This is a genomic window from Bacteriovorax sp. As-1, from assembly GCF_058446905.1.
The window spans coordinates 1710717-1729575 of record NZ_CP184341.1; the positions used below are offsets into that span (position 1 = coordinate 1710717).

Consider the following 18859-nt stretch of genomic DNA (forward strand, 5'->3'; position numbering starts at 1 on the left):
TATGAATATTAACGAAGTCAGAAAAGTTGTCGGTAAACTTCGCGCCAATCTGTTTAGAAGGGCGAATTCCCATTCTATTGGGATGTTGAAGACTAACATCAAAGGAACCGGACTTCAGTTTAAAGAACACCAGGTTTATACCTTCGGCGATGACATCAGATTTATCGACTGGAAAATTCTCGCCAAAACCAGCAATCCTTACGTTAAAACATTCAACGAAGAAAGAAATGTTGAGATCGTTGTAGTGATTGATGCTTCATCGACAATGATGACGGGCTTTAATGGAGTCTCAAAACTCCAGGCTGCCATTGAAATCTGTTGCTTGCTTTATCTTTTGGCCAAAGAAACGAATGATTTTGTTCACGCACTTATTGTAACAGATGAAGTGATTAATGTGCCAAAGCTCTCTGGCGACCAGGGGATTACTCATCTGATATCAACATTGGAAGAAAAGAAGATCCTGACGAGTAAGGGAAAAATCAATACTGAAAGATATGTTGAAGAAAATGTGAATAGCAAACAAAAATATATCTCGATTATGAAGCATCTAAGTAGAAAAAGGGAAATCATTCTCCTTTCCGACTTTAACGATTTTGTAGACAGCGATATTTTAAAAAAGCTGCTTGTCCGCTCAAATGTCCACTGCTTCCAGCTTCTGTCGCCTTTGGATGAAGCTAAGACATTGCCTTATTCTCTTCACGCTTCTTCTGGGCCAAATACCAGATCGACAGTGGGGAAGTATGATTTCTCTGGGAAAAAAGATTTAAATAATGAGTTTGGAAAACGCTTTAGACGGCTGAGAATCCAGGAAAAGTACCTGGAAAATTTTGTAAAGGAGATGAGATGAAAACGATCTACTCCTTTGTGTTTTGTCTACTTTTGACCATCAATATTGTTTGGGCACAAACGATCAATAGCGAATTTCTTCCAGCACAAAATATCAGTCAGTTTAAAGAGGGAGATATTATTGAAGCCACAATTCGCGTGTGGCCGATTGAGAATGCCGACCTTACGCAGTTTAAAAAATTAGAAAAGGACACATTATTTAATGCTTTTTACCTGGCGCAGATCACAAGTCTTGCACCTTCTCCAAATAATGCCGATGTCGTTGAGCTTAAAGGACTTTTTATTATAAAGTCGACAAAGGTAGAACCTATCTATGTTTTTAAGTATAACCAAGCAATAATTGAGCTTCGCTCTGGCGATGTTAAAGTCACTCCTCTTGGAGATAAAAGCCAGGAATTTTATATTTTAGACCAATCACTTGATTCCTCAAGACTTTGGATGATCCTTACCGGGGCGGGAATTATTCTTATGATTTTAGGATTTGTTAAAAGGCAAAAGATCAAAGAACATTTGATTAACCTAAGACCGGATCAAGCAAAAAAAGACAGAAAAAAATACGACGAACTTTTTAGAGTCGCCAGCAAACGTGAAGATTTTGAAAAGTTATATAAAGAAAAAAACCAGTGGCTGGCATTGCTTACAGATAAAGCTCCGGCACACTTAGAGTTTTTAAAAACTCTTAATCAGTATCAATTTAAAAAAGACTGGAACAACGAAGAGTTAAATGAAGTGAGGGCTTCTTTTGATATTATCAGAAGGAGCTTTGAAAAATGAGTTTGAATTACGAATTTCAACATATTCATTACGCTATCTGGGGCGCCGTTGGCCTGATCTTTTGGATCATTAGTTTCTTTTATATTTTTAAGAAGCCTCAGCTTTTTATCCCTAAAAAATATAAAAAGAAGGGATTTCCTTTGTTACGTTCGATTTTCTTTATTGTTGGAGTGGCCGGATGGTTATATATCGCCTTCGCTCTTGCCGGGCCAAGACGTCCGATGGGAATGGATAAAAATACTATTGAAGTTAATGATATTTTTGTCGTTTTGGATCTTTCGCGCTCAATGCTGGCCGAAGACTTAAAACCAAACCGTTTTGAAGCAGCTAAGCAAAAGATTCAAGAGTTCGTTTCTCTGTTTCCACAGGATAGAATTGGGATTGTCATTTTTGCAGAGAAAGTTTTCACGCTACTTCCACTTTCAACAGACTTAAATTTAATTAACAAAATGGTCGCTCAAATTAAGCTGGGTGCTCTCGGAGATGGAACCAATATCGGTGATGCTCTCGCTTTAGGCGTAGGGCGACTTCTTCAATCACTGGCTAAAAACAAAGTCATTATTCTGCTTACGGACGGGGTGAGTAACGTAGGGACGTTAACGCCGCTGCAAGCTGCAGAGATGGCAGCTGAACAAAAAATTAAAATCTACACGATTGGTATCGGTGGGGCCCGCGATGCCAGAATCCCAGTTGGGCCAAATATGTTTGGTGTTCAACGCTACCAAATGATTCCAGGAGGAAGTGTTGATGAAAAGGGTCTTCAGGAAATCGCCAAATTAACTGGCGGGAAGTTTTACATGGCCCGAGATAACCGCGCTTTGGAAAACGTACTTAAAGACATCAATAAACTGGAAAGAACACAAATTGAGCAAAGTGGAAAAATTATTTACGAAGAGCTATTTTTTAGATTTCTTCTAAACGGTGTTCTTCTTCTTATTGCCGCTGAACTTGGTCGCCGCCTATTGTTAAGGGAGGGACCATGAATTTTGTTAACACTCAATATCTTCCCCACATTGTTGCTGGAGCATTGGCCTTTGCATTTGTGCTGGCGTTTCTTAACCGCAAGTATTTTAACTGGGTAAAAACCTACTGGTTTTTTGAAAGAAGCTGGATGAGCAGATTCTCAGCTTTCTTTTACATTGTGAGTATCTTTTTAATGCTGGCCTCTCTTTTAGACTTAAGAGGTCCTGAAGAAAGAGTAAAGTCAGTCCTGCCAGACCAGAGAACAATTATTATCCTGGACAGTTCTGCGAGTATGCTGGCCGAAGATGTGCGCCCAAGCCGTTTTGGAAAAGCGATTCAGCTTGCTCGTCACTTTGTAAAAAATGCGGCCGGACACCAGATTTCAGTGGTTCTTTTCTCCGATATTCAAAAACGACTTATTCCTTTTACGGATGATGTGGACCTATTAGATTCAAGACTGGCGGCAATGGAAAAGACCAACTCTGTTTCTGGTGGATCAAATATCTCTCAGGCCATTGCTGAGGCCGTTGGCTATTTTGATTTTGAAGGAGATAAAAAATCAGCGGTGGGAAATATTCTAGTTTTTACTGATGCTGAAGAAAGTGAAGATGGAATGGATGTTGAACTTGGAAATAATATCAACCTGGCCGTCGTAGGTATTGGTACTGCAAAAGGGGGAAATATCCCACTTCGCTGGGATGATGGAAGTTTTAGAGGTTATAAAACTCAAAAAGGTGAGCCGGTCATAACAAGGCTTGATGAAAACTACATCAAAAAAATTGGAAAAAATGTTAAAAACTATAAATATTGGATCGCTAACTCATACTCTCTTCCAACTGAGGATATTCTAAACTTTTTCCGCGGAACCTATAACAAGGCCCATGGAAAAGGTGATATGAGGATTCGCCCAGTTTTCTCGCATCTGATTTTAATTCCGGCCATCATTGTTTACTGTGTATCGGTCATCTTCGGTCGCTTTGGTAGTTTTAAAAAAATTGTCAGTATTGCTCTTCTTCTTTTCTCTTTCCTTGGAGGTAGCTCAGCTCATGCTCAGGATGAAGAGCAAAAACCAACAAAACAACTTCCAGCGGCTCTTTTAAGAGATATGGATAAGATGAAGAAAGGGAAGGCCAATCGTAAAGAAGTATTAAAAATTGCTGAGAACCTCATGAAAAATAATGAGGATCAAAGGGCCAATGAACTTTATAAAGAGTACGCCAAAGATGGTGATGAGCAAGAAGTGCTCTTCAACCGTGCAACTGCACTTTTAAAGACAAACCAACTTGATGCGGCCCTGCCTTTGATTCAGGATATTTTTAAAAATGCAAAAAATGAAGAAATTAAAAACCGAATGCGCCATAACATTCTTCTGACTATGAATCAGGGCGGAGGAAAGAGTAAGGACAAAAACGATAAACAAGACAAGAAAGACAAGGAAGATAACAAAGACGACAAGGGCAAAGAAGGAAAAGAAGGTCAGGAAAAAGACGATCAGAATAAAAAAGACGATAAAGGCAAAGAAGGCAAAAACGGCAAGGAAAATAAAGACAATAAAGATGGCAAAGGAAGCCAGGATCAAAATAAAAAGAAAGATGAGAGTGAAGGCAAGGATAAAGACGACAAAGATAAAAAAGATCCTAAAGATCTCGATAAACCAGATCGCCCGGAGCCGACAAAACCTCAATCGCTAGAAGAAAAAGAAAAAATGATTGAGCAGAAACGCCGAATGGTAAAAACTCCAGCGATGGTAAAACAGATAATGAGTGATGACCGCGAACTGCAAAAGAAGATGATGGATACCTCTACTAATGAAAGAGGCTCATCTAAACCAAAGAGAGATTGGTAATGAAAGTTATAATGTTATTAATGTTCCTTTTATTTTCCTTTGCATTAAGAGCAGAGGATGTTGAAGTCGAAGTTGAACCTAAAGAAGGTGTCATCAATGAGAGCTTTTTTGTTACATTCAAAATCAAAGCCTCTGGGAGTGAAGAACCTTACATTTCATTCACGCCATACGGAGCTTCTGTATTAGGAAAAAGATCACAAGGTCTTTCTATTTCAACAGTTGTTATCAATGGAAAATTTACGACGACAAAAGAACAAGCAGTCGTTTATGAACTTCAAGCTGAAAGATCAGGGCAAGTTTATTTAAGAAACATTAAGGTCGAAATGAATGGTAAGACCATTCCTGTTAAAGAAGTGCGCATTAATGTCTTAAGCGAACCAAGAAGAATCCCGGATGCTTTCATCGAAGCAGAAGCTTCTAAAACCAAGGTTTATCTTGGTGAAGGATTGGATGTTAATTACTACCTTTACTTTAAGAGCTCAATTGCCGCTAATGATGTTAAAGAGTTTCCTAAGTTAAATAAATTCATTAAAAGATTTCATCATATCAACTCCCCAGTGGAAACAGTTCAGTATAAAGGGCAAGTGTTAAAAAGAATCCTGGCCTATTCGGCCCGCTTGTATCCGGAAAAAACGGGAACTGCTGTCCTTGATCCAATGAAGATTTCGGTTCAGGTCTATGAAAATGACTATAGCGGTTTTGGTTTCAACCAGCGTGCGAGAAATAAAGATCTTTCAAGCTCTCGCGTAGAAATTGAAGTTCTTCCTTTGCCAACAGAGGGCGTGCCCGCAAGTTTTACCGGGCTAGTAGGGGAGCATGAGTTCTCTTTAAGCATCCCAAAGTCGAAATACCTGGTTAATGAGCCAATCGAAATCAAGCTGGAAGCAAAAGGTAAGGGAGCTCTGGAAAATCTGGATGCACCTGTTATTTATGCTGACAATAACTTAGAGCAATTTGATACAAAATCTGAAGTTACCGAGATCGGAACACAAGCAGCTAAAAAACTTTTTGAATACACTCTGCTCGCCAGAGGCCCGGTAAACATCGCGGCCAGAGACCTCGCGCTGTCTTACTTCGATCCTTCATCTGGAAGGTACATTGAAAAGAAGGTGTCTATCCCTGCTTTAGAAGTCAGTGGAACGGCCATGGCCAATTCTGGCAGTGGTGGAAATAAACAAGAAGCAGCTCAAAATCCTCAGGCACAAGGTTCTGATGATAACAATTTTTTGAACAACCTTTTTGCTAAAAATACGAAAACAATTGAGAAAAATGCCATTGGTTTAGTGGCCCCAAGCTTTAAGTCTCAAGGGCGCTGGTTTGACCGTGGCTTTATGGTATTAAATACCATCCTAGGTTTTACCTTAGTGATCATCGGTGTTCAGTGGGGGCTTTCTGGCATGAAGTCAGCAGGTCCTTCTGATCTTCACAGCTTGATTAAGCGCGACGTGAAGATGTTAAAGAAAAAAGGCCTTAACTACTCTGAGCTTTATAGGGTATTAGCGGCCCTGGATAAAACAAATAAGATGTCGTCGGGTGGTATTTCAATTATAAATGTTATAAATGAAAGTAACCTTAAACCGGAATCAAAAGAGTATTTTAGAAATGCTCTAAGCTTCACGGAAGGTGGAACCTACGCCCAATCGAGAAATTCTAACGGGCGCAACATTGTGTTTGAGAAAAAGCACTTTGATGAACTGATGAAGAATATATGATTGTAGTAAAAGACCTTAAAGAACTTAAAAGCATTTATAACGAAAATAAAATCAATGTGACGATTGGAAACTTTGACGGTGTTCATTTGGGGCACAGAGAGTTTCTTGCTCACATCAAAAAAGATAGTGTTCAGGATCACGCAAAATTCGTGGTTGTGACTTTTGTTCCTCACCCACTACAGATTCTCAAGTCTCATACAGGTTTTTTAATTAACACTTATGCAGAAAGAAGAGAACTGCTGGCAGAGTGCGGAGTGGATTACCTTTTGGAAATTGATTTCACGAGAGATTTCAGTACACTTTCACCAGAAGCCTTCTTAGATAAATTTATTTTTTCTTTTGATGGAATCGCCAAAATTTATCTAGGTCACGATTTTGCTTTTGGGGCCAACAAGTCGGGCGACTTTCACGTGGCCAAAACTTTTTGCGATTCAAGAAAGACTTCGCTTATCCTGCAACAAGAATTTAAAGTGAAAAGCTCTCCAGTTTCATCAACAGAAGTAAGAACAGCTATTCAGTCGGGAAGCATCGAGAAGGCCAGTGAACTTTTAGGAAGAAATTATTTTCTCTCTGGAAGAGTAATCAAAGGTGAAGGGCGCGGAAAAAAAATTGGTTTCCCTACTGCCAACTTAGGTTATGACAAAGAGCTGATCATCCCTGCCAAGGGTGTTTATATCACACAAGTTAAAATTAAAGACATGGTGTATAATTCAGTCACTAATATTGGAGTCAATCCAACATTCAATACAGGGTATGATGTCCATGTTGAAAGCCATCTTTTAGATTTTACTCATGACATTTACGGTGAAGAAATTCGTGTAAGCTTCATTAAAAAGCTTCGCGACGAAAAAAAATTCCCAAGCGTTAATGACCTGGTTGTACAGATTAAAACTGATGCAGACTTGGCAAGAGATTACTTTAAACATGAATAAGTATGCCCTGGTAGGAAAAGATATTGCTCATTCCCGCTCGCCGGAAATGTACAGAAAGCTTATCTCTCCTGATGTTCACTACGACTTGCTCGATTACAAAGATGAAAATGACATTCCAGAAGCCCGCGATCTGCTATCAAGATACGATGGAATTAACATTACTTCTCCTTATAAAAAACATTTCCTCTCACAGGTAGAACTGACAGATTCAGCAAAGAGCTTGGGAGCGATTAATTGTCTCAAGAAAGGGAAAGATAAAATCTGGGGAGAAAATACTGACTACCTGGCGATTGTTGATATCTTAAAGGATTTGCAGATCAAATACGGGCAACTTGAAGTCGTTATTCTTGGCGACGGAGTCATGTCAGTTGTCGCTCAACAAGCGCTCAAGAATCTGCAATTACCATTTCATTTGCTATCGAGAAAATTAACAAAGGATTTTAATCAACTTAATTTAAATGATTATTTTCATGAAAAAAACGCGAGGCCTTTGGTCATTAACACCTGTGCTCGAGAATTTGTTTTTAGTGGAAATCTTCCAATAACAGCTCTTTTTTGGGATTTTAATTACAATTTCACCCCTCATTCGTCACAATTGCCTGCTAAAACTCATCAATACACAGATGGACTCGAAATGCTTGAGCGACAAGCTTTTTATGCTGTAGCATTTTGGTCTGATCGTAAGTTCTCCTAATCTCGCAGAATGATTTAAGATCACTTCAACTTCATCCGATAAGTTATTCAAATATCGTAAAACTGAAATCAAAGAAGAAAACAACTTTATGTTCAGAAAAGAGTTTGTTGATGTAATAACTAAGACGGGGATGGTTCCTATCAAGGACTTGCGCCCTCTTATTATCGACAAAGATCAAATGATTATTTCTGAGCTTGGTTTACTTCAGTTCAAATTTTTTGATGACGTCAGATTCGCTAAGCAAATTGCAGATAATTACAATCTTACATACATTGATCTTTCAAAAGCTAAAATCCCTGAGAGAATTTTAAAGATTGTTAAGAAGAGTGACATTATTAAGTACCGCGTGTTGCCGATTCAAAAAAATGCTAAAGCGGTCAGCGTTGCGATCTACGATCCATCGTTAATTAAGTTGCAAGCAGAATTGCAAACACTTTTTCAGTATCCAATTGAATTTATCTTAACCAGTCTTTCATCGTGGGCGGATATCTTTACCCGTGTTCCAGAAAATATTGAAGATGTTCTGGAAACGATCAGGGAAATTAAACCTGATGCTATGAAGAAAGAGGAAAACATCAACGAAGATGATATCGGTGATGACGTTATCAGGTATGTAAATAAGATTCTGGCAGAAGCTTTCGTTATGAAGTGCTCTGATATTCATATTGAACCTTATGAGAACAATTTCCGTATTCGCTATCGTCAGGATGGAAGTTTAGTAGAGTCAGCAAAACCTCCGCGCACATTAATGCTTCCGATTATCTCGAGAGTTAAGATTCTTGCCCAGATGGACATCTCAGAAAGACGTAAACCGCAGGACGGGCGTATTAAACTTGAAATCGGTGGTAAACCAATCGATTACCGTGTGTCTTCATTGCCAACACTCTTTGGTGAGAAAATTGTACTTCGACTTTTAGATTCATCTAACCTGCAGCTTGATATGACCAAGCTTGGTTTTGAGCCAAAACAAATCGATGTATTTAAAGAAGGTATTTATAAGCCTTATGGGATGTGTCTGGTTACCGGGCCTACAGGTTCAGGGAAGACGACGACACTTTATTCTGCACTAGCAGAGCTTAATCAAATTGATACAAATATTTCTACAGCGGAAGACCCGGTTGAATTTAACCTTGAAGGGATTAACCAGGTTAACGTTAAAAAAGATATTGGTTTAACTTTTGCGGCCTGTTTGAAGTCTTTTCTTCGTCAGGACCCGGATATTATCATGGTTGGAGAGATTAGAGATCACGAGGTTGGTGAGATCGCTATTGAAGCGGCCCTTACTGGTCACTTGGTTTTATCTACTCTGCACACAAACGATGCGCCAAGTACGATCACTCGTTTGATCAATATGGGTATTGAACCATTCCTGGTGGCCGCAGCTCTAAACGTTGTTGTTGCTCAACGACTTTGCCGTAAAATTTGCAAAGACTGCAAAGACGTGGATCCAAACGTCACGAAAGAAGGACTGGTTTCACTTGGTATTTCTCCAGCATCAGCGGAGAAAATTACAGTGTACAAAGGGAAAGGTTGCTCAACTTGTAACAATACAGGGTACAAGGGACGTGTGGCCATTTATGAAGTTTTAGAGATGACTCCTTCGATAAAGGAAATCTTATTAAGAAATGGATCGGCAGATGAGATTAAACGTCAGGCGATCAAAGACGGAATGAAAACATTAAGAATGTCGGCCCTCACTAAGGTTGCCCAGGGGTTAACGACGGTGGATGAAGCAGTATCAAACTCAGCTTCGGATAAAATGTAGGGATGTTATGGAAGGCAAAACGCAAACAAAAGCAAATTCAACCAGACTGACGCAAACTGGGACTAATCAGGGGGCCGGAAATGAAAACCTGAAAATCCAGCAGCTCTTCAAGCTCATGGTTGATAGTGGTGCATCTGACTTGCACATCACTTCGGGAACTTCACCGGGACTTCGTGTTCACGGAGAGGTTATTAAAGTTAAAACATCGGCCCTTACAGGTGAGGATACAAAAAGATTAATTTATCAGATTCTTACTGAAGACCAAAAAAACGAATTTGAGAAAAAACTCGAACTCGATTTTTCTTTCGGGATTAAGGGACTTGCTCGTTTTCGTGCCAACGTCTTTAACTCAAAAGGTGCTGTTGCAGCCGTTTTTCGTATCATTCCAAGTATTATTCCGGATTTTAAATCACTGAACTTACCAAACGTTCTTTTAAAAATGTGTGACGTAAGTAACGGATTGATTCTGGTAACAGGACCTACGGGTTCTGGTAAGTCGACAACACTTGCGGCCCTAATCGATTACCTGAACCAACATGAAGCCGGTCATATCATCACTCTTGAGGATCCGGTCGAGTTCGTTCATGCTCACAAGTCGTGTTTAGTTAACCAACGTGAGATTGGAAGTGACTCACTTTCATTTAGTAACGCTCTAAAAAGTTTACTCCGTCAGGATCCGGACATCGTTCTAGTAGGAGAGCTTCGTGATATGGAAACAATTGAAGCTGCTCTAACAATTGCGGAAACAGGTCACTTGGTTTTTGGAACTCTTCACACCAACTCGTGTGTTCAGACCATCAACCGTGTAATTAACGTTTTTCCGGCCCACCAACAGATTCAAGTAAGAACACTTCTATCCTTCGTATTACAGGGAGTTGTTTCCCAGCAGCTGATTGCCAAGTCTTTTGAAAAGGGACGTGTGGCCGCGATGGAGATCCTGGTTCCAACTGCTGGTATTAGAAACCTGATTCGTGAGGACAAACTTCACCAAGTTTATTCACAAATGCAAATTGGTCAGGATAAAACTGGAATGGTGACCATGAACCAAAGCTTAAAAAAGCACGTTGAAACAGGAGCTATTTCTGTCGAAGTGGCGATGGGATACTCTAATGCCCCTGATGAGCTTGCATCACAACTGGGTGTGAAGGTAAAATAAAGTTAAATGGGAATTTATAAATACGAAGGCTTTGATGCCAACGGGAAAAAAGTTTTAGGTCAGGTTGAAGCCGCTTCTGAAAAAGAAGTGAGAAAAGTCCTGCGCGCACAAAGTGTGCGTGTGAAAAAAATCATTCCACCGACGATCCTTGAGTTTGATCTTGGGGCGTGGATGGTTGAGAAGGGGTTTGGGTCTTCGGTTAAGCCTAAAGAACTTGCTTCATTTACAAAGCAGTTATCGATCATGATTAGTGCTGGTGTACCTATTCTTCAGGCACTGGAGATTTTATACCGCTCGGAAAAAAATCCAACTCTAAAACTTGCAGTTAAAAAAATCGCAGCAGATGTTGGGGAAGGTAAAACGATTGCAGAAGCAATGCAGGCTCAAAAACCGTTTGATAAATTGTATTGCAATCTGGTTCGCGCCGGTGAAGCCGGGGGTATTTTAGATCAAATTTTAAAAAAGCTCTCAGTCCATATGGAGAAACAAGAGAAGACCAAAGCTCAAATTAAGTCAGCAATGATGTATCCGTCTATTGTCGTGAGTGTCGGTGCCATAGTTATTTGGGGGATGATGGTTTTTGTTGTTCCGCAGTTTACTGGAATGTTAAAAGAGACAGGTCAGGAAGTTCCGTGGATCACTCAGTTTGTTATCGACACATCAAATTTTATGGGAACCTATACACCGATTATGGTCCCTGGTGCGATCATTGGTATCGTTTTGTTTCTTTCTTATATTAAGACTCCGACTGGAAAAGTAATGTGGGATAACTTTAGTATGCGCATTCCTTTATTTGGGGCAGTTATTATTAAAGGAAATTTAAGTTCATTTGCAAATACCCTGGCCACTCTTCTTGGTGCGGGGGTTGCGTTGATTGATGCTCTCGACATTTGTATCGAGACTCTTGATAGCACGGTCATTGCTCAAGACATTCGCGAGGTAAAAAAGAAAGTTATTGAAGGTAAAACTTTGACTGAACCACTGAGCAAAATTGAGTATTTTCCCGAGCTCGTTACTCAAATGATTCGTGTAGGTGAACAAACGGGTCAGATTGATCAGATGCTTGCTCGAGTTGCAGAGGTCTTCGAAGATGAGGTAGACCAACTAGTTGGGAGCATGACTAAAATGATTGAACCCCTTATTATCGTTGTCTTGGGGGGGATCATTGCGACCATTTTAGTTGCCATGTATCTGCCAATGTTCATGTCTGCCGGTGGAGCGGAGTAGGAAAAATAACCACTTAAAATAAGTGTTTATTTTTTCACAGATGCTTTTATAATTAAGGCTAAGGATAATTTTGTTTAGGTTTAAAAGAGGACTCTTAATGTGCTTTGTTTAAATCAGAGGCAAAATTCTTAAAAATACCAAATCTTAATTTTGGTAAAATAAGGAGTGTAGGTTTATGAAAAAGTTTATGCAGAATCCAAGTGGATTCACTCTCGTTGAGCTAATGGTAGTAGTTGCAATTATTGGTATTCTCTCTGCGATTGCAGTACCAAATTTTAAAAAGTATCAAGCTAAGTCAAAACAATCAGAAGCAAAGATTCAGTTAGCAGCAGTTTATTCTACTGAAGTAGGTGCAAACGCGGATTACGATACTTATGCTACTTGTATTACAGATCTGGGATATGAAGTACCGCCAAAAGGATATTACATTGTAGGTTTCTCAGGTCATGATTCTACGACTGCTGGTTATATTACAGCTCGTGGAGGTACATGCGCTTCAACTGGTTCATTTGCAATTCTTCCAACTCAGTTACTTGAAGCAGCGGCTGCCAATACAAACGCTGCAGCAGGTGATATCCCTTCTACAGCACCAACAACATCTTCATTTACAGCGGCTGCAGCAGGAAACATTTCAACTGCAGTTGCCTTTGATAAATGGACAATTAACGCGTCTAAAAGCTTAGTTAATTCTGTAGTAGGTTACTAATTTATATGCCAGGAGGATTCTCTCCTCCTGGCTTCTTTTTAATTCTAAAAGGTTCCCAAGCATTTTGAGCTCTGTATTTACCATCTTTTAAAAGAAGATAGCGATTACCTTCATTGTCAAAATGAGAGCATTTGGCATGTCTTTCATTGAGACAGGTTAGGTCAATTTCAGCTTTAATTGAATAGAGTTGCAATTTGATTTTATGGGCCAAGAACCCATTCTGATCTTTTAATGAATTATAAGCCCCTGCCAAGAGATCATAAGCGTCTTGAAGATTCCCATTTTGAGATTCGATTCTTGCCAAAGAATTAAGCAGGACTGGATTGACGTTGGGAAGTTCTTTTAGGCGGCTCAGGATTTTATAAGCTTGATCATAATCTTGGACTTCGAAGTAAAAATGGAAAGAGGCATTTTTAAGTAAGTTAAAATCTTTTGGATAAAAATTTAAGCCCTTGTTATAAAGGAAAGTGGCTCCTTCAAGGTCATCTTTAATAATTGACAGGTAAAGCCCTCCAAAATTATATGTCTCATAAAACTTAGGCTCCAGTAATGAGATAGTCTGAAATCTTAGAAACATCCATGAATTAAGATTTCTGCTTTTGTAATGATCTTGGTCGCTTTCTAAGATAGTAGCTATCCACAACACTGAAGAAATAAGTCTTTTTTGTCCCAAATGGAAAATATCCCAAAACTTATTATCGAGATTAAAACTGCTTTCCTGTTTGGAAATAAAGATGAGGGGCTTCTCACTTCCTTTAGAAAAAAAATGAGAGATTGATAAAGATGCTAGGATAATGATCATCAATATGAGAGAGCTAATATGTTTACTAATCTGCATATGTTTCTATAATATAATAAAATGATTGAATTTGTGAAAGTAACTAAAAAATTTAAAAACAATTTTTGGGAAAAAGATTTTTTTGCTTTGAATGAAGTTTCTTTTGCCGTAGGTAAAGGAAATTTAGTAGGTTTTCTTGGGGCCAACGGGGCGGGGAAAACAACTTTAATTAAATGTCTTATGGATTTCAGTCAACAGGATTCAGGAGAAATAATTTTTGATCCTTCATTAGGCAAAACACCTCTAGAAATACGCTCCAGTATTGGCTACCTTCCTGAGAGGGCCTACCTTTATCAGCATTTAACCGGAAGAGAATTTTTAGAATATGTTGGGAGTTTAAACTCTCTGCCAAGACTTCGTTTAAAGGAATTAATTGAGATATGGTCAGAAAAAATTCAAATAGACCATGCGCTCGACAGGTACATTAGAGGATATTCAAAAGGCATGCAGCAGCGTTTGGGATTTATCAGTGCTCTTATGCATGAGCCTAAATTTCTAGTACTCGATGAGCCGTTATCGGGGCTTGATCCTTTAGGACGACGCGATTTTAAAAAAATTATGCGAGAACTTAACGATTCAGGAACAACAATTTTTTTTAGCAGTCATATCGTGTCTGATGTAGAAGAACTATGTAATGATGTTGTTTTTATAGAGAAAGGTAAGCTGATCTATAACGGAAGCATTAATGACTTGTTTTTATCGAACGCTTCCGATCTATATACAATTCGCTATATAGATAATGGGAGCTTAAGAAATCAAACTGTTAATGAATTGGAAAAGAATCAAGTTTTGAAGAAACTCTTGGCAGAGGGGAAAAACATTCTTGAATTGGAAAAAGAGAAAATTACCCTTGAAGAAATTATTTATAAAATAAAAAAATGAAAAAGCTCTTAGTCGTTTCAAAATTTACTATACTTGAAGTCTATAGGAGTAAGTTGATGCTCAGCTTGCTTTTTTTGGCAGCTTTCTTGTTGATCATAAGCTATGTGGCTTCCGAGTTTGCATACGGAGCACCTGCCAAGGTCACTCTAGATGTTGGAATAGGCATTATGTCGTTATCGAATTTGATCGTTGCTATTTTTATCGGAGCAACGCTTCTGAGTAGAGAAATTGAACAGCGAACTCTCTATATGATTATCTCTAGACCTATTTCAAGAGCTTCTTTTATCGTTGGAAAGATTTTAGGTCTTTCAACTGTCCTATTGATTAATTCCTTGGTTCTAGGAGCATTGAGTATAATTCTTTTTCAATATCATGGAGGAGAAGTTCAACCTTTATTTGGATGGGCACTTCTCTTTTCGTTTTTTGAAGCATTTATTATACTGCTGTTTGCAGTTTTGTTTTCACTGATTACGAATATAACATTATCGGTTGTATATACGATAGGAATTTTCATTACTGGGCATGCACTAAACGAGACATCAAAATTGTTATTTACTAAAATGTCTTCATTGTTTAGCAATATCGTGGACATTTGTTTTTTGCTTCTGCCAAATCTTTACAGGTTAAATCTAAAGGACTTTTTGCTATATCAGCAGAATGTTTCTATGGAATACATTTCAGCAACTTTGTTGTATACAGTTTTCTATATGACGGCTCTGTTAGCATTAGTTGTGCTGATATTTAAAAATAAAAAGCTGGATTAGAGATTGGAAAACCTACTTCATATATTAGCAACAATTTTCGGAGTTTTGATTGGAAGCTTTCTGAATGCTTTGATTTATCGTTTACCGAGATCAATCAATATAGCATTTCCAAGATCCTCGTGCCCAAGCTGTCAAAAAGTCATAAACTGGTATGAAAATATCCCGATTTTTAGTTTTCTCATATTGAAAGGGCGTTGTTCTGCATGTGGAACAAAGATATCATGGCAATATCCTGTTGTTGAGATTTTAGCAGGAATTGTGGCTTTTATGTTGGCCCCCAAAGTAATTGATCCCCAGGAATTGCTAAATTTCTTTTTCTTTTTTAGTGTATTTTGTGTGTTCCTAGTACATTTCATTGTTGATCTAAAACATCAAATTTTGCCAGACTCTCTTAATATTTATTTAGCAGTTTTGTTTCTCATGATTACAATATTTAATTATCCCTGGTCACATTGGCTCGTTGGCGGAGCTTTAGGCTTTGGTTTCCCTCTGATTGTGAGTTGGGTCTTCTATCAATTGAAAGGGCAGATCGGTCTCGGAGGGGGAGATATCAAATTATATGGAGCTCTTGGAATTTATCTTGGTCCTATAGGAATTATGCAAAACCTCTTCCTTAGTTGTTTTTTAGGAGCAATTGTAGGACTCACCTTGATTGGCACAAAAGTTATTAAAAGAGAAAATCCCATACCTTTTGGTCCGTTTATTCTTGTCGTAGGGGCAGTTCAAATTTTTGCCAGTGATTGGTTTGAGCATCTAATCTCATATATTCCTTGATCAGAGTTATTTATTAAATGTATAATTTCATTAATAATTAACTATCGCAGGGTATGTCTTGGACCTTAAAAATATTATCGATAATATTAAAGATAAAATTGGGGAAACATTTTATGTGGGCCCGAAAGGTGTTATCGGTATAGATATTGGCTTGAGTGCTATTAAGCTTGCCGAAATAGTTCATGTCTCAGAAGGTAATTATAAAATCAATCGTTATGCTTCAATTGATCTTCCAGAAGGGACAATTATTGAAGATGAAATCCAGAAAGAAGATGAAATTCTTCAAGCCTTGCAAAAAGGAATTAGGGAATTAGGTTCAGCAAATAAGTATGTCTGTCTTGGCCTGTCTGGGCCCAATACGCTTATTAAGCGTCTTCAATTGGCCGGTGGGTCTACAGAAGAAATTGAAGATCAAGTGACTTGGGAGACTGAACAATATCTTCCTTTTCCGGTTGATGAGGGAAATATCAGCTTTAGTATTGTTGGTGAAAACCAAGGAGGGGGGGTTGATGTCATTATCGGTGCAGCCAAAAAAACAGTTATTGCTTCATTTAAAGAAATTGTAGAAAGAACAAATTTAAAAGTTAAGATTATCGATCTCAATGCAGCTGCAACAATTAACGTTTTTGAGAACGTGATGGGAGCTGAAATCAAACAAAAAGGGAAAACCTGGATTTTGATGGATCTTGGTGCTCAGAAAACCCATTTCATGATTTATAAAAACGGAATTTTAGTATTTTTTAAAGAAATTAATATTGGTGGATTGACCATTACAGAAGAAATTCAGAGACAGATGGGAGTCAACTATAATGAAGCTGAAAGTTTAAAAATTCATGGTGATGGAAATGGCAATATCCCTGAAGAAATAGTCGATCTGATTAACCAAGTATTAGATACATTTTTTACTGAATTAAAGAAGACTATTGATTTTTGGGTGAACTCAACATCTGAAGAAAGTTTTGATGGATGTGTCTTGACCGGCGGTAGTGCTCTTATTCCAGGGTTTCCTGAAGCCCTCCAAGAGCTTTTAGAAACAGAAGTTCAAATTCTCAATCCATTTACGACAATGAGCTACAATCAAAATAATATTCCTGAAGAAATGATTAACGAGATTGCTTTCAAGGGAGTTTGTGCTATCGGTTTGGCCATGAGGAGTTTGCCAAAATGATTGAGTTAAACCTCCTCGAGAAAAAGCAGCCTCTTGTTTTACCTACCGTACTGGGAGTTGATCTTAATAATTTAAACTTAAAAATGCTGGGAGTCGCATTAGTACTTTATTATATGCCAGGTGTAGTGGTTTCTCAATTGTTTGATGAGAAAATCGCCGAGACGAATGCTGTCTTGTCAGGATTAAATGCACAAAATGCCAAACTTCAATCTGCTATTAACAAAGATGCAGATATTAAGAATCAAGTAGACGCCTATAAAGAACAAGTGGGAAGACTACAAAAAAGATCGAATCAGGTTGATGAAATTCTAAAGACCAGAACTAATCCAAAGAAAATTTTGGAAAAAATTGCTCGTAGTATTCCGGAAGATGTCTGGTTTGATTCAATGAGTATTAGTGATAGCAATGAAGTGATCATTTCAGGTGGTTCATATTCTCCTAGAGGAATAGGGGAGTTTATCACGGCCATAAATGACTCACCATACTTTGGAGGAACGATTACTCCCTCTAAGCAAGAAAATAAAAGAGAAAGTTTAGATGGCATTACGACAAACTTCGAGGCATTCGAGTTAAAAGGTAAAATTATTAATTACGACATGAGGTCAAGATAACTCATGGAAAAATTATTAAAAAATTTACACTGGTTCATTATTGCTTATGCTCTTTTTGATTTTTATACGTTGTATGAAGCTAAAAATGAGGAAGTCGTAAATCTTGATGGGCAAATCGAAATTCAACGAAATATGCTTGCAAAGAATAAGAAGACTCAGAAAGAGATTCAAAACTATTATTCTAATATTAAAGAAGAAAAAGATAAAATTGAAAAAGTAGCTCGCGAAATTGAGAAGATGCAGCAATTGTTACCAAGTGAGATTTCGGACACTGAAAATATCCATCTTTTAAGATCAATGGCCGAAGATGTAAATGTTAAAGATATTAGTATTGCTCCAGAGCAGGAAGTTGATCGTGGTTTCTTTTTTGCTCGTAGGTATAGAATCAAGGCTAAGGCTACATTTTTACAGTTTCTGATTTTGTTTGAAAAAATTGGAGAAAATAAGAGAATTTTAAACGTTGGAGAGGCGGTATTTAAAAAATTAGAAGAGCCTCAGCGTGGAAAGTTTCAAATTATTTCTGGGGATTTTATTATTGAAGCCTATCGCTATAACTCTCAATTTAAAGAGGATAGAGGAATTGATGCTATTGAGAAGAAATTCCAAGATCAACCAAAGGGGCCAGCACCAAGAAGAAAAGCGCCGAAGGAAGAGGTCTAGAATGAAAATGCTAATAGCTTTGTTCGGATGTTTATTTTTATTTTCGGATCTGTATGCTCAGGAATCTGGTGGGCAATACAGTTTATTTAAAAGTAAAACATATGTAAAAAATCCTCTTGATCTACGCGATCCTTTTAAGAGAAGAATCAATAAAAAGAAAAGTAATCAAACGAAAATGAAAGAAAGGTTGAATGGTATTTATACAAATTACAATAATTCTTTGGATTCAAGACCAATTGAAAGTCTTCATGTTATTGGTGTCGTTATTGGTGCAGAGAGAAGGGCAATGGTTCGTATTGGTGATGAAAAATCAGCCGACAGTTCAATTTATTACCTAAAAGAAGGTATGAAGGTCGGAGAGAATGGAGCGGAAGTAAAGGCTATCTTGCCTGGTGGTATTGTTTTAGTAGAAAAAATTCGCAACGTTTATGATCAAGATGAGTATCTGGAAACCGTTATCCCTGTATCAAACGATTAAAAAAGTCAGTTATTAAAAAAACGCTACAAAATTCAAATTGATGCTATAATGAATTAAGTCTTC

Annotated in this window: 19 protein-coding genes; 18 read left to right on the forward strand and 1 reads right to left on the reverse strand. The window is 38.0% G+C overall.

Annotated elements, in window-relative coordinates:
• The first annotated feature begins 1 nt into the window (after position 1).
• From ACN20O_RS08695 to ACN20O_RS08745, 11 genes are all read left to right on the forward strand, one after another.
• The gene (locus ACN20O_RS08695; protein WP_491639068.1) at positions 2–847 is read left to right on the forward strand and encodes a DUF58 domain-containing protein; all 846 of its coding nucleotides are present in this window, start codon (positions 2–4) and stop codon (positions 845–847) included.
• A complete protein-coding gene (locus ACN20O_RS08700) occupies positions 844–1620 on the forward strand; it encodes a hypothetical protein (RefSeq protein ID WP_491639070.1) in 777 nt (258 codons plus the stop codon). The genes ACN20O_RS08695 and ACN20O_RS08700 overlap by 4 nt, the downstream gene beginning before the upstream one ends.
• Positions 1617–2603 (forward strand): VWA domain-containing protein, encoded by a 987-nt coding sequence (locus ACN20O_RS08705; protein WP_491639072.1) that lies wholly within the window; start codon positions 1617–1619, stop codon positions 2601–2603. The genes ACN20O_RS08700 and ACN20O_RS08705 overlap by 4 nt, the downstream gene beginning before the upstream one ends.
• Positions 2600–4429: a vWA domain-containing protein gene (locus tag ACN20O_RS08710; RefSeq protein ID WP_491639074.1), complete on the forward strand. Its 1830-nt coding sequence runs from the start codon at positions 2600–2602 to the stop codon at positions 4427–4429. The genes ACN20O_RS08705 and ACN20O_RS08710 overlap by 4 nt, the downstream gene beginning before the upstream one ends.
• Positions 4429–6141, forward strand: a complete 1713-nt coding sequence (locus ACN20O_RS08715) for a BatD family protein (protein ID WP_491639076.1) — start codon at positions 4429–4431, stop codon at positions 6139–6141. Before ACN20O_RS08710 ends, ACN20O_RS08715 begins: the two co-directional genes overlap by 1 nt.
• On the forward strand, positions 6138–7073 hold the full coding sequence (locus tag ACN20O_RS08720; RefSeq protein ID WP_491639077.1) for a bifunctional riboflavin kinase/FAD synthetase: 936 nt from the start codon (positions 6138–6140) through the stop codon (positions 7071–7073). Before ACN20O_RS08715 ends, ACN20O_RS08720 begins: the two co-directional genes overlap by 4 nt.
• Positions 7066–7767, forward strand: coding sequence for a shikimate dehydrogenase family protein (locus tag ACN20O_RS08725; protein WP_491639079.1), 702 nt, complete (start codon positions 7066–7068; stop codon positions 7765–7767). Before ACN20O_RS08720 ends, ACN20O_RS08725 begins: the two co-directional genes overlap by 8 nt.
• 88 nt (positions 7768–7855) lie before the next feature.
• Positions 7856–9532, forward strand: coding sequence for a GspE/PulE family protein (locus ACN20O_RS08730; RefSeq protein ID WP_491639081.1), 1677 nt, complete (start codon positions 7856–7858; stop codon positions 9530–9532).
• Positions 9533–9647: 115 nt separating this feature from the next.
• Complete coding sequence (locus ACN20O_RS08735; RefSeq protein WP_491639276.1) at positions 9648–10688, forward strand: type IV pilus twitching motility protein PilT; 1041 nt, start codon at positions 9648–9650, stop codon at positions 10686–10688.
• Positions 10689–10694: 6 nt separating this feature from the next.
• On the forward strand, positions 10695–11915 hold the full coding sequence (locus tag ACN20O_RS08740) for a type II secretion system F family protein (RefSeq protein ID WP_491639083.1): 1221 nt from the start codon (positions 10695–10697) through the stop codon (positions 11913–11915).
• A 175-nt stretch (positions 11916–12090) separates the two neighbouring features.
• Positions 12091–12621, forward strand: coding sequence for a type IV pilin protein (locus ACN20O_RS08745; protein WP_491639085.1), 531 nt, complete (start codon positions 12091–12093; stop codon positions 12619–12621).
• Position 12622: 1 nt separating this feature from the next.
• Here ACN20O_RS08745 and ACN20O_RS08750 read toward each other — a convergent pair whose 3' ends face one another.
• Entirely contained in the window at positions 12623–13459 is an 837-nt protein-coding gene (locus ACN20O_RS08750) for a tetratricopeptide repeat protein (RefSeq protein WP_491639087.1), read from the reverse strand.
• A gap of 21 nt (positions 13460–13480) precedes the next feature.
• On the opposite strand from ACN20O_RS08750, the gene ACN20O_RS08755 reads away from it, so the two are divergent.
• Genes ACN20O_RS08755 through ACN20O_RS08785 form a run of 7 tightly spaced genes read left to right on the forward strand, consistent with a single transcriptional unit; the run spans position 13481 to position 18796 of the window.
• Positions 13481–14341 (forward strand): ABC transporter ATP-binding protein, encoded by an 861-nt coding sequence (locus ACN20O_RS08755; RefSeq protein WP_491639089.1) that lies wholly within the window; start codon positions 13481–13483, stop codon positions 14339–14341.
• Complete coding sequence (locus tag ACN20O_RS08760; RefSeq protein WP_491639091.1) at positions 14338–15105, forward strand: ABC transporter permease; 768 nt, start codon at positions 14338–14340, stop codon at positions 15103–15105. Before ACN20O_RS08755 ends, ACN20O_RS08760 begins: the two co-directional genes overlap by 4 nt.
• A gap of 3 nt (positions 15106–15108) precedes the next feature.
• Positions 15109–15879, forward strand: coding sequence for a prepilin peptidase (locus ACN20O_RS08765; RefSeq protein ID WP_491639093.1), 771 nt, complete (start codon positions 15109–15111; stop codon positions 15877–15879).
• Positions 15880–15937: 58 nt separating this feature from the next.
• The gene (pilM, locus tag ACN20O_RS08770; protein WP_491639095.1) at positions 15938–17047 is read left to right on the forward strand and encodes a type IV pilus assembly protein PilM; all 1110 of its coding nucleotides are present in this window, start codon (positions 15938–15940) and stop codon (positions 17045–17047) included.
• Positions 17044–17658, forward strand: coding sequence for a PilN domain-containing protein (locus ACN20O_RS08775; protein ID WP_491639097.1), 615 nt, complete (start codon positions 17044–17046; stop codon positions 17656–17658). The genes pilM and ACN20O_RS08775 overlap by 4 nt, the downstream gene beginning before the upstream one ends.
• A gap of 3 nt (positions 17659–17661) precedes the next feature.
• Positions 17662–18318, forward strand: a complete 657-nt coding sequence (locus ACN20O_RS08780) for a hypothetical protein (RefSeq protein ID WP_491639099.1) — start codon at positions 17662–17664, stop codon at positions 18316–18318.
• 1 nt (position 18319) lies between these two features.
• Positions 18320–18796, forward strand: a complete 477-nt coding sequence (locus tag ACN20O_RS08785) for a pilus assembly protein PilP (protein ID WP_491639101.1) — start codon at positions 18320–18322, stop codon at positions 18794–18796.
• Positions 18797–18859: the final 63 nt, after the last annotated feature.

Bases quoted from the DNA above. Each gene is read 5' to 3' on its own strand.
- ACN20O_RS08695 (WP_491639068.1), top strand. From the start codon at position 2: ATGAATATTAACGAAGTCAGAAAAGTTGTCGGTAAACTTCGCGCCAAT.
- ACN20O_RS08700 (WP_491639070.1), top strand. From the start codon at position 844: ATGAAAACGATCTACTCCTTTGTGTTTTGTCTACTTTTGACCATCAAT.
- ACN20O_RS08705 (WP_491639072.1), top strand. From the start codon at position 1,617: ATGAGTTTGAATTACGAATTTCAACATATTCATTACGCTATCTGGGGC.
- ACN20O_RS08710 (WP_491639074.1), top strand. From the start codon at position 2,600: ATGAATTTTGTTAACACTCAATATCTTCCCCACATTGTTGCTGGAGCA.
- ACN20O_RS08715 (WP_491639076.1), top strand. From the start codon at position 4,429: ATGAAAGTTATAATGTTATTAATGTTCCTTTTATTTTCCTTTGCATTA.
- ACN20O_RS08720 (WP_491639077.1), top strand. From the start codon at position 6,138: ATGATTGTAGTAAAAGACCTTAAAGAACTTAAAAGCATTTATAACGAA.
- ACN20O_RS08725 (WP_491639079.1), top strand. From the start codon at position 7,066: ATGAATAAGTATGCCCTGGTAGGAAAAGATATTGCTCATTCCCGCTCG.
- ACN20O_RS08730 (WP_491639081.1), top strand. From the start codon at position 7,856: ATGTTCAGAAAAGAGTTTGTTGATGTAATAACTAAGACGGGGATGGTT.
- ACN20O_RS08735 (WP_491639276.1), top strand. From the start codon at position 9,648: ATGGTTGATAGTGGTGCATCTGACTTGCACATCACTTCGGGAACTTCA.
- ACN20O_RS08740 (WP_491639083.1), top strand. From the start codon at position 10,695: ATGGGAATTTATAAATACGAAGGCTTTGATGCCAACGGGAAAAAAGTT.
- ACN20O_RS08745 (WP_491639085.1), top strand. From the start codon at position 12,091: ATGAAAAAGTTTATGCAGAATCCAAGTGGATTCACTCTCGTTGAGCTA.
- ACN20O_RS08750 (WP_491639087.1), bottom strand. From the start codon at position 13,459: ATGCAGATTAGTAAACATATTAGCTCTCTCATATTGATGATCATTATC.
- ACN20O_RS08755 (WP_491639089.1), top strand. From the start codon at position 13,481: ATGATTGAATTTGTGAAAGTAACTAAAAAATTTAAAAACAATTTTTGG.
- ACN20O_RS08760 (WP_491639091.1), top strand. From the start codon at position 14,338: ATGAAAAAGCTCTTAGTCGTTTCAAAATTTACTATACTTGAAGTCTAT.
- ACN20O_RS08775 (WP_491639097.1), top strand. From the start codon at position 17,044: ATGATTGAGTTAAACCTCCTCGAGAAAAAGCAGCCTCTTGTTTTACCT.
- ACN20O_RS08780 (WP_491639099.1), top strand. From the start codon at position 17,662: ATGGAAAAATTATTAAAAAATTTACACTGGTTCATTATTGCTTATGCT.
- ACN20O_RS08785 (WP_491639101.1), top strand. From the start codon at position 18,320: ATGAAAATGCTAATAGCTTTGTTCGGATGTTTATTTTTATTTTCGGAT.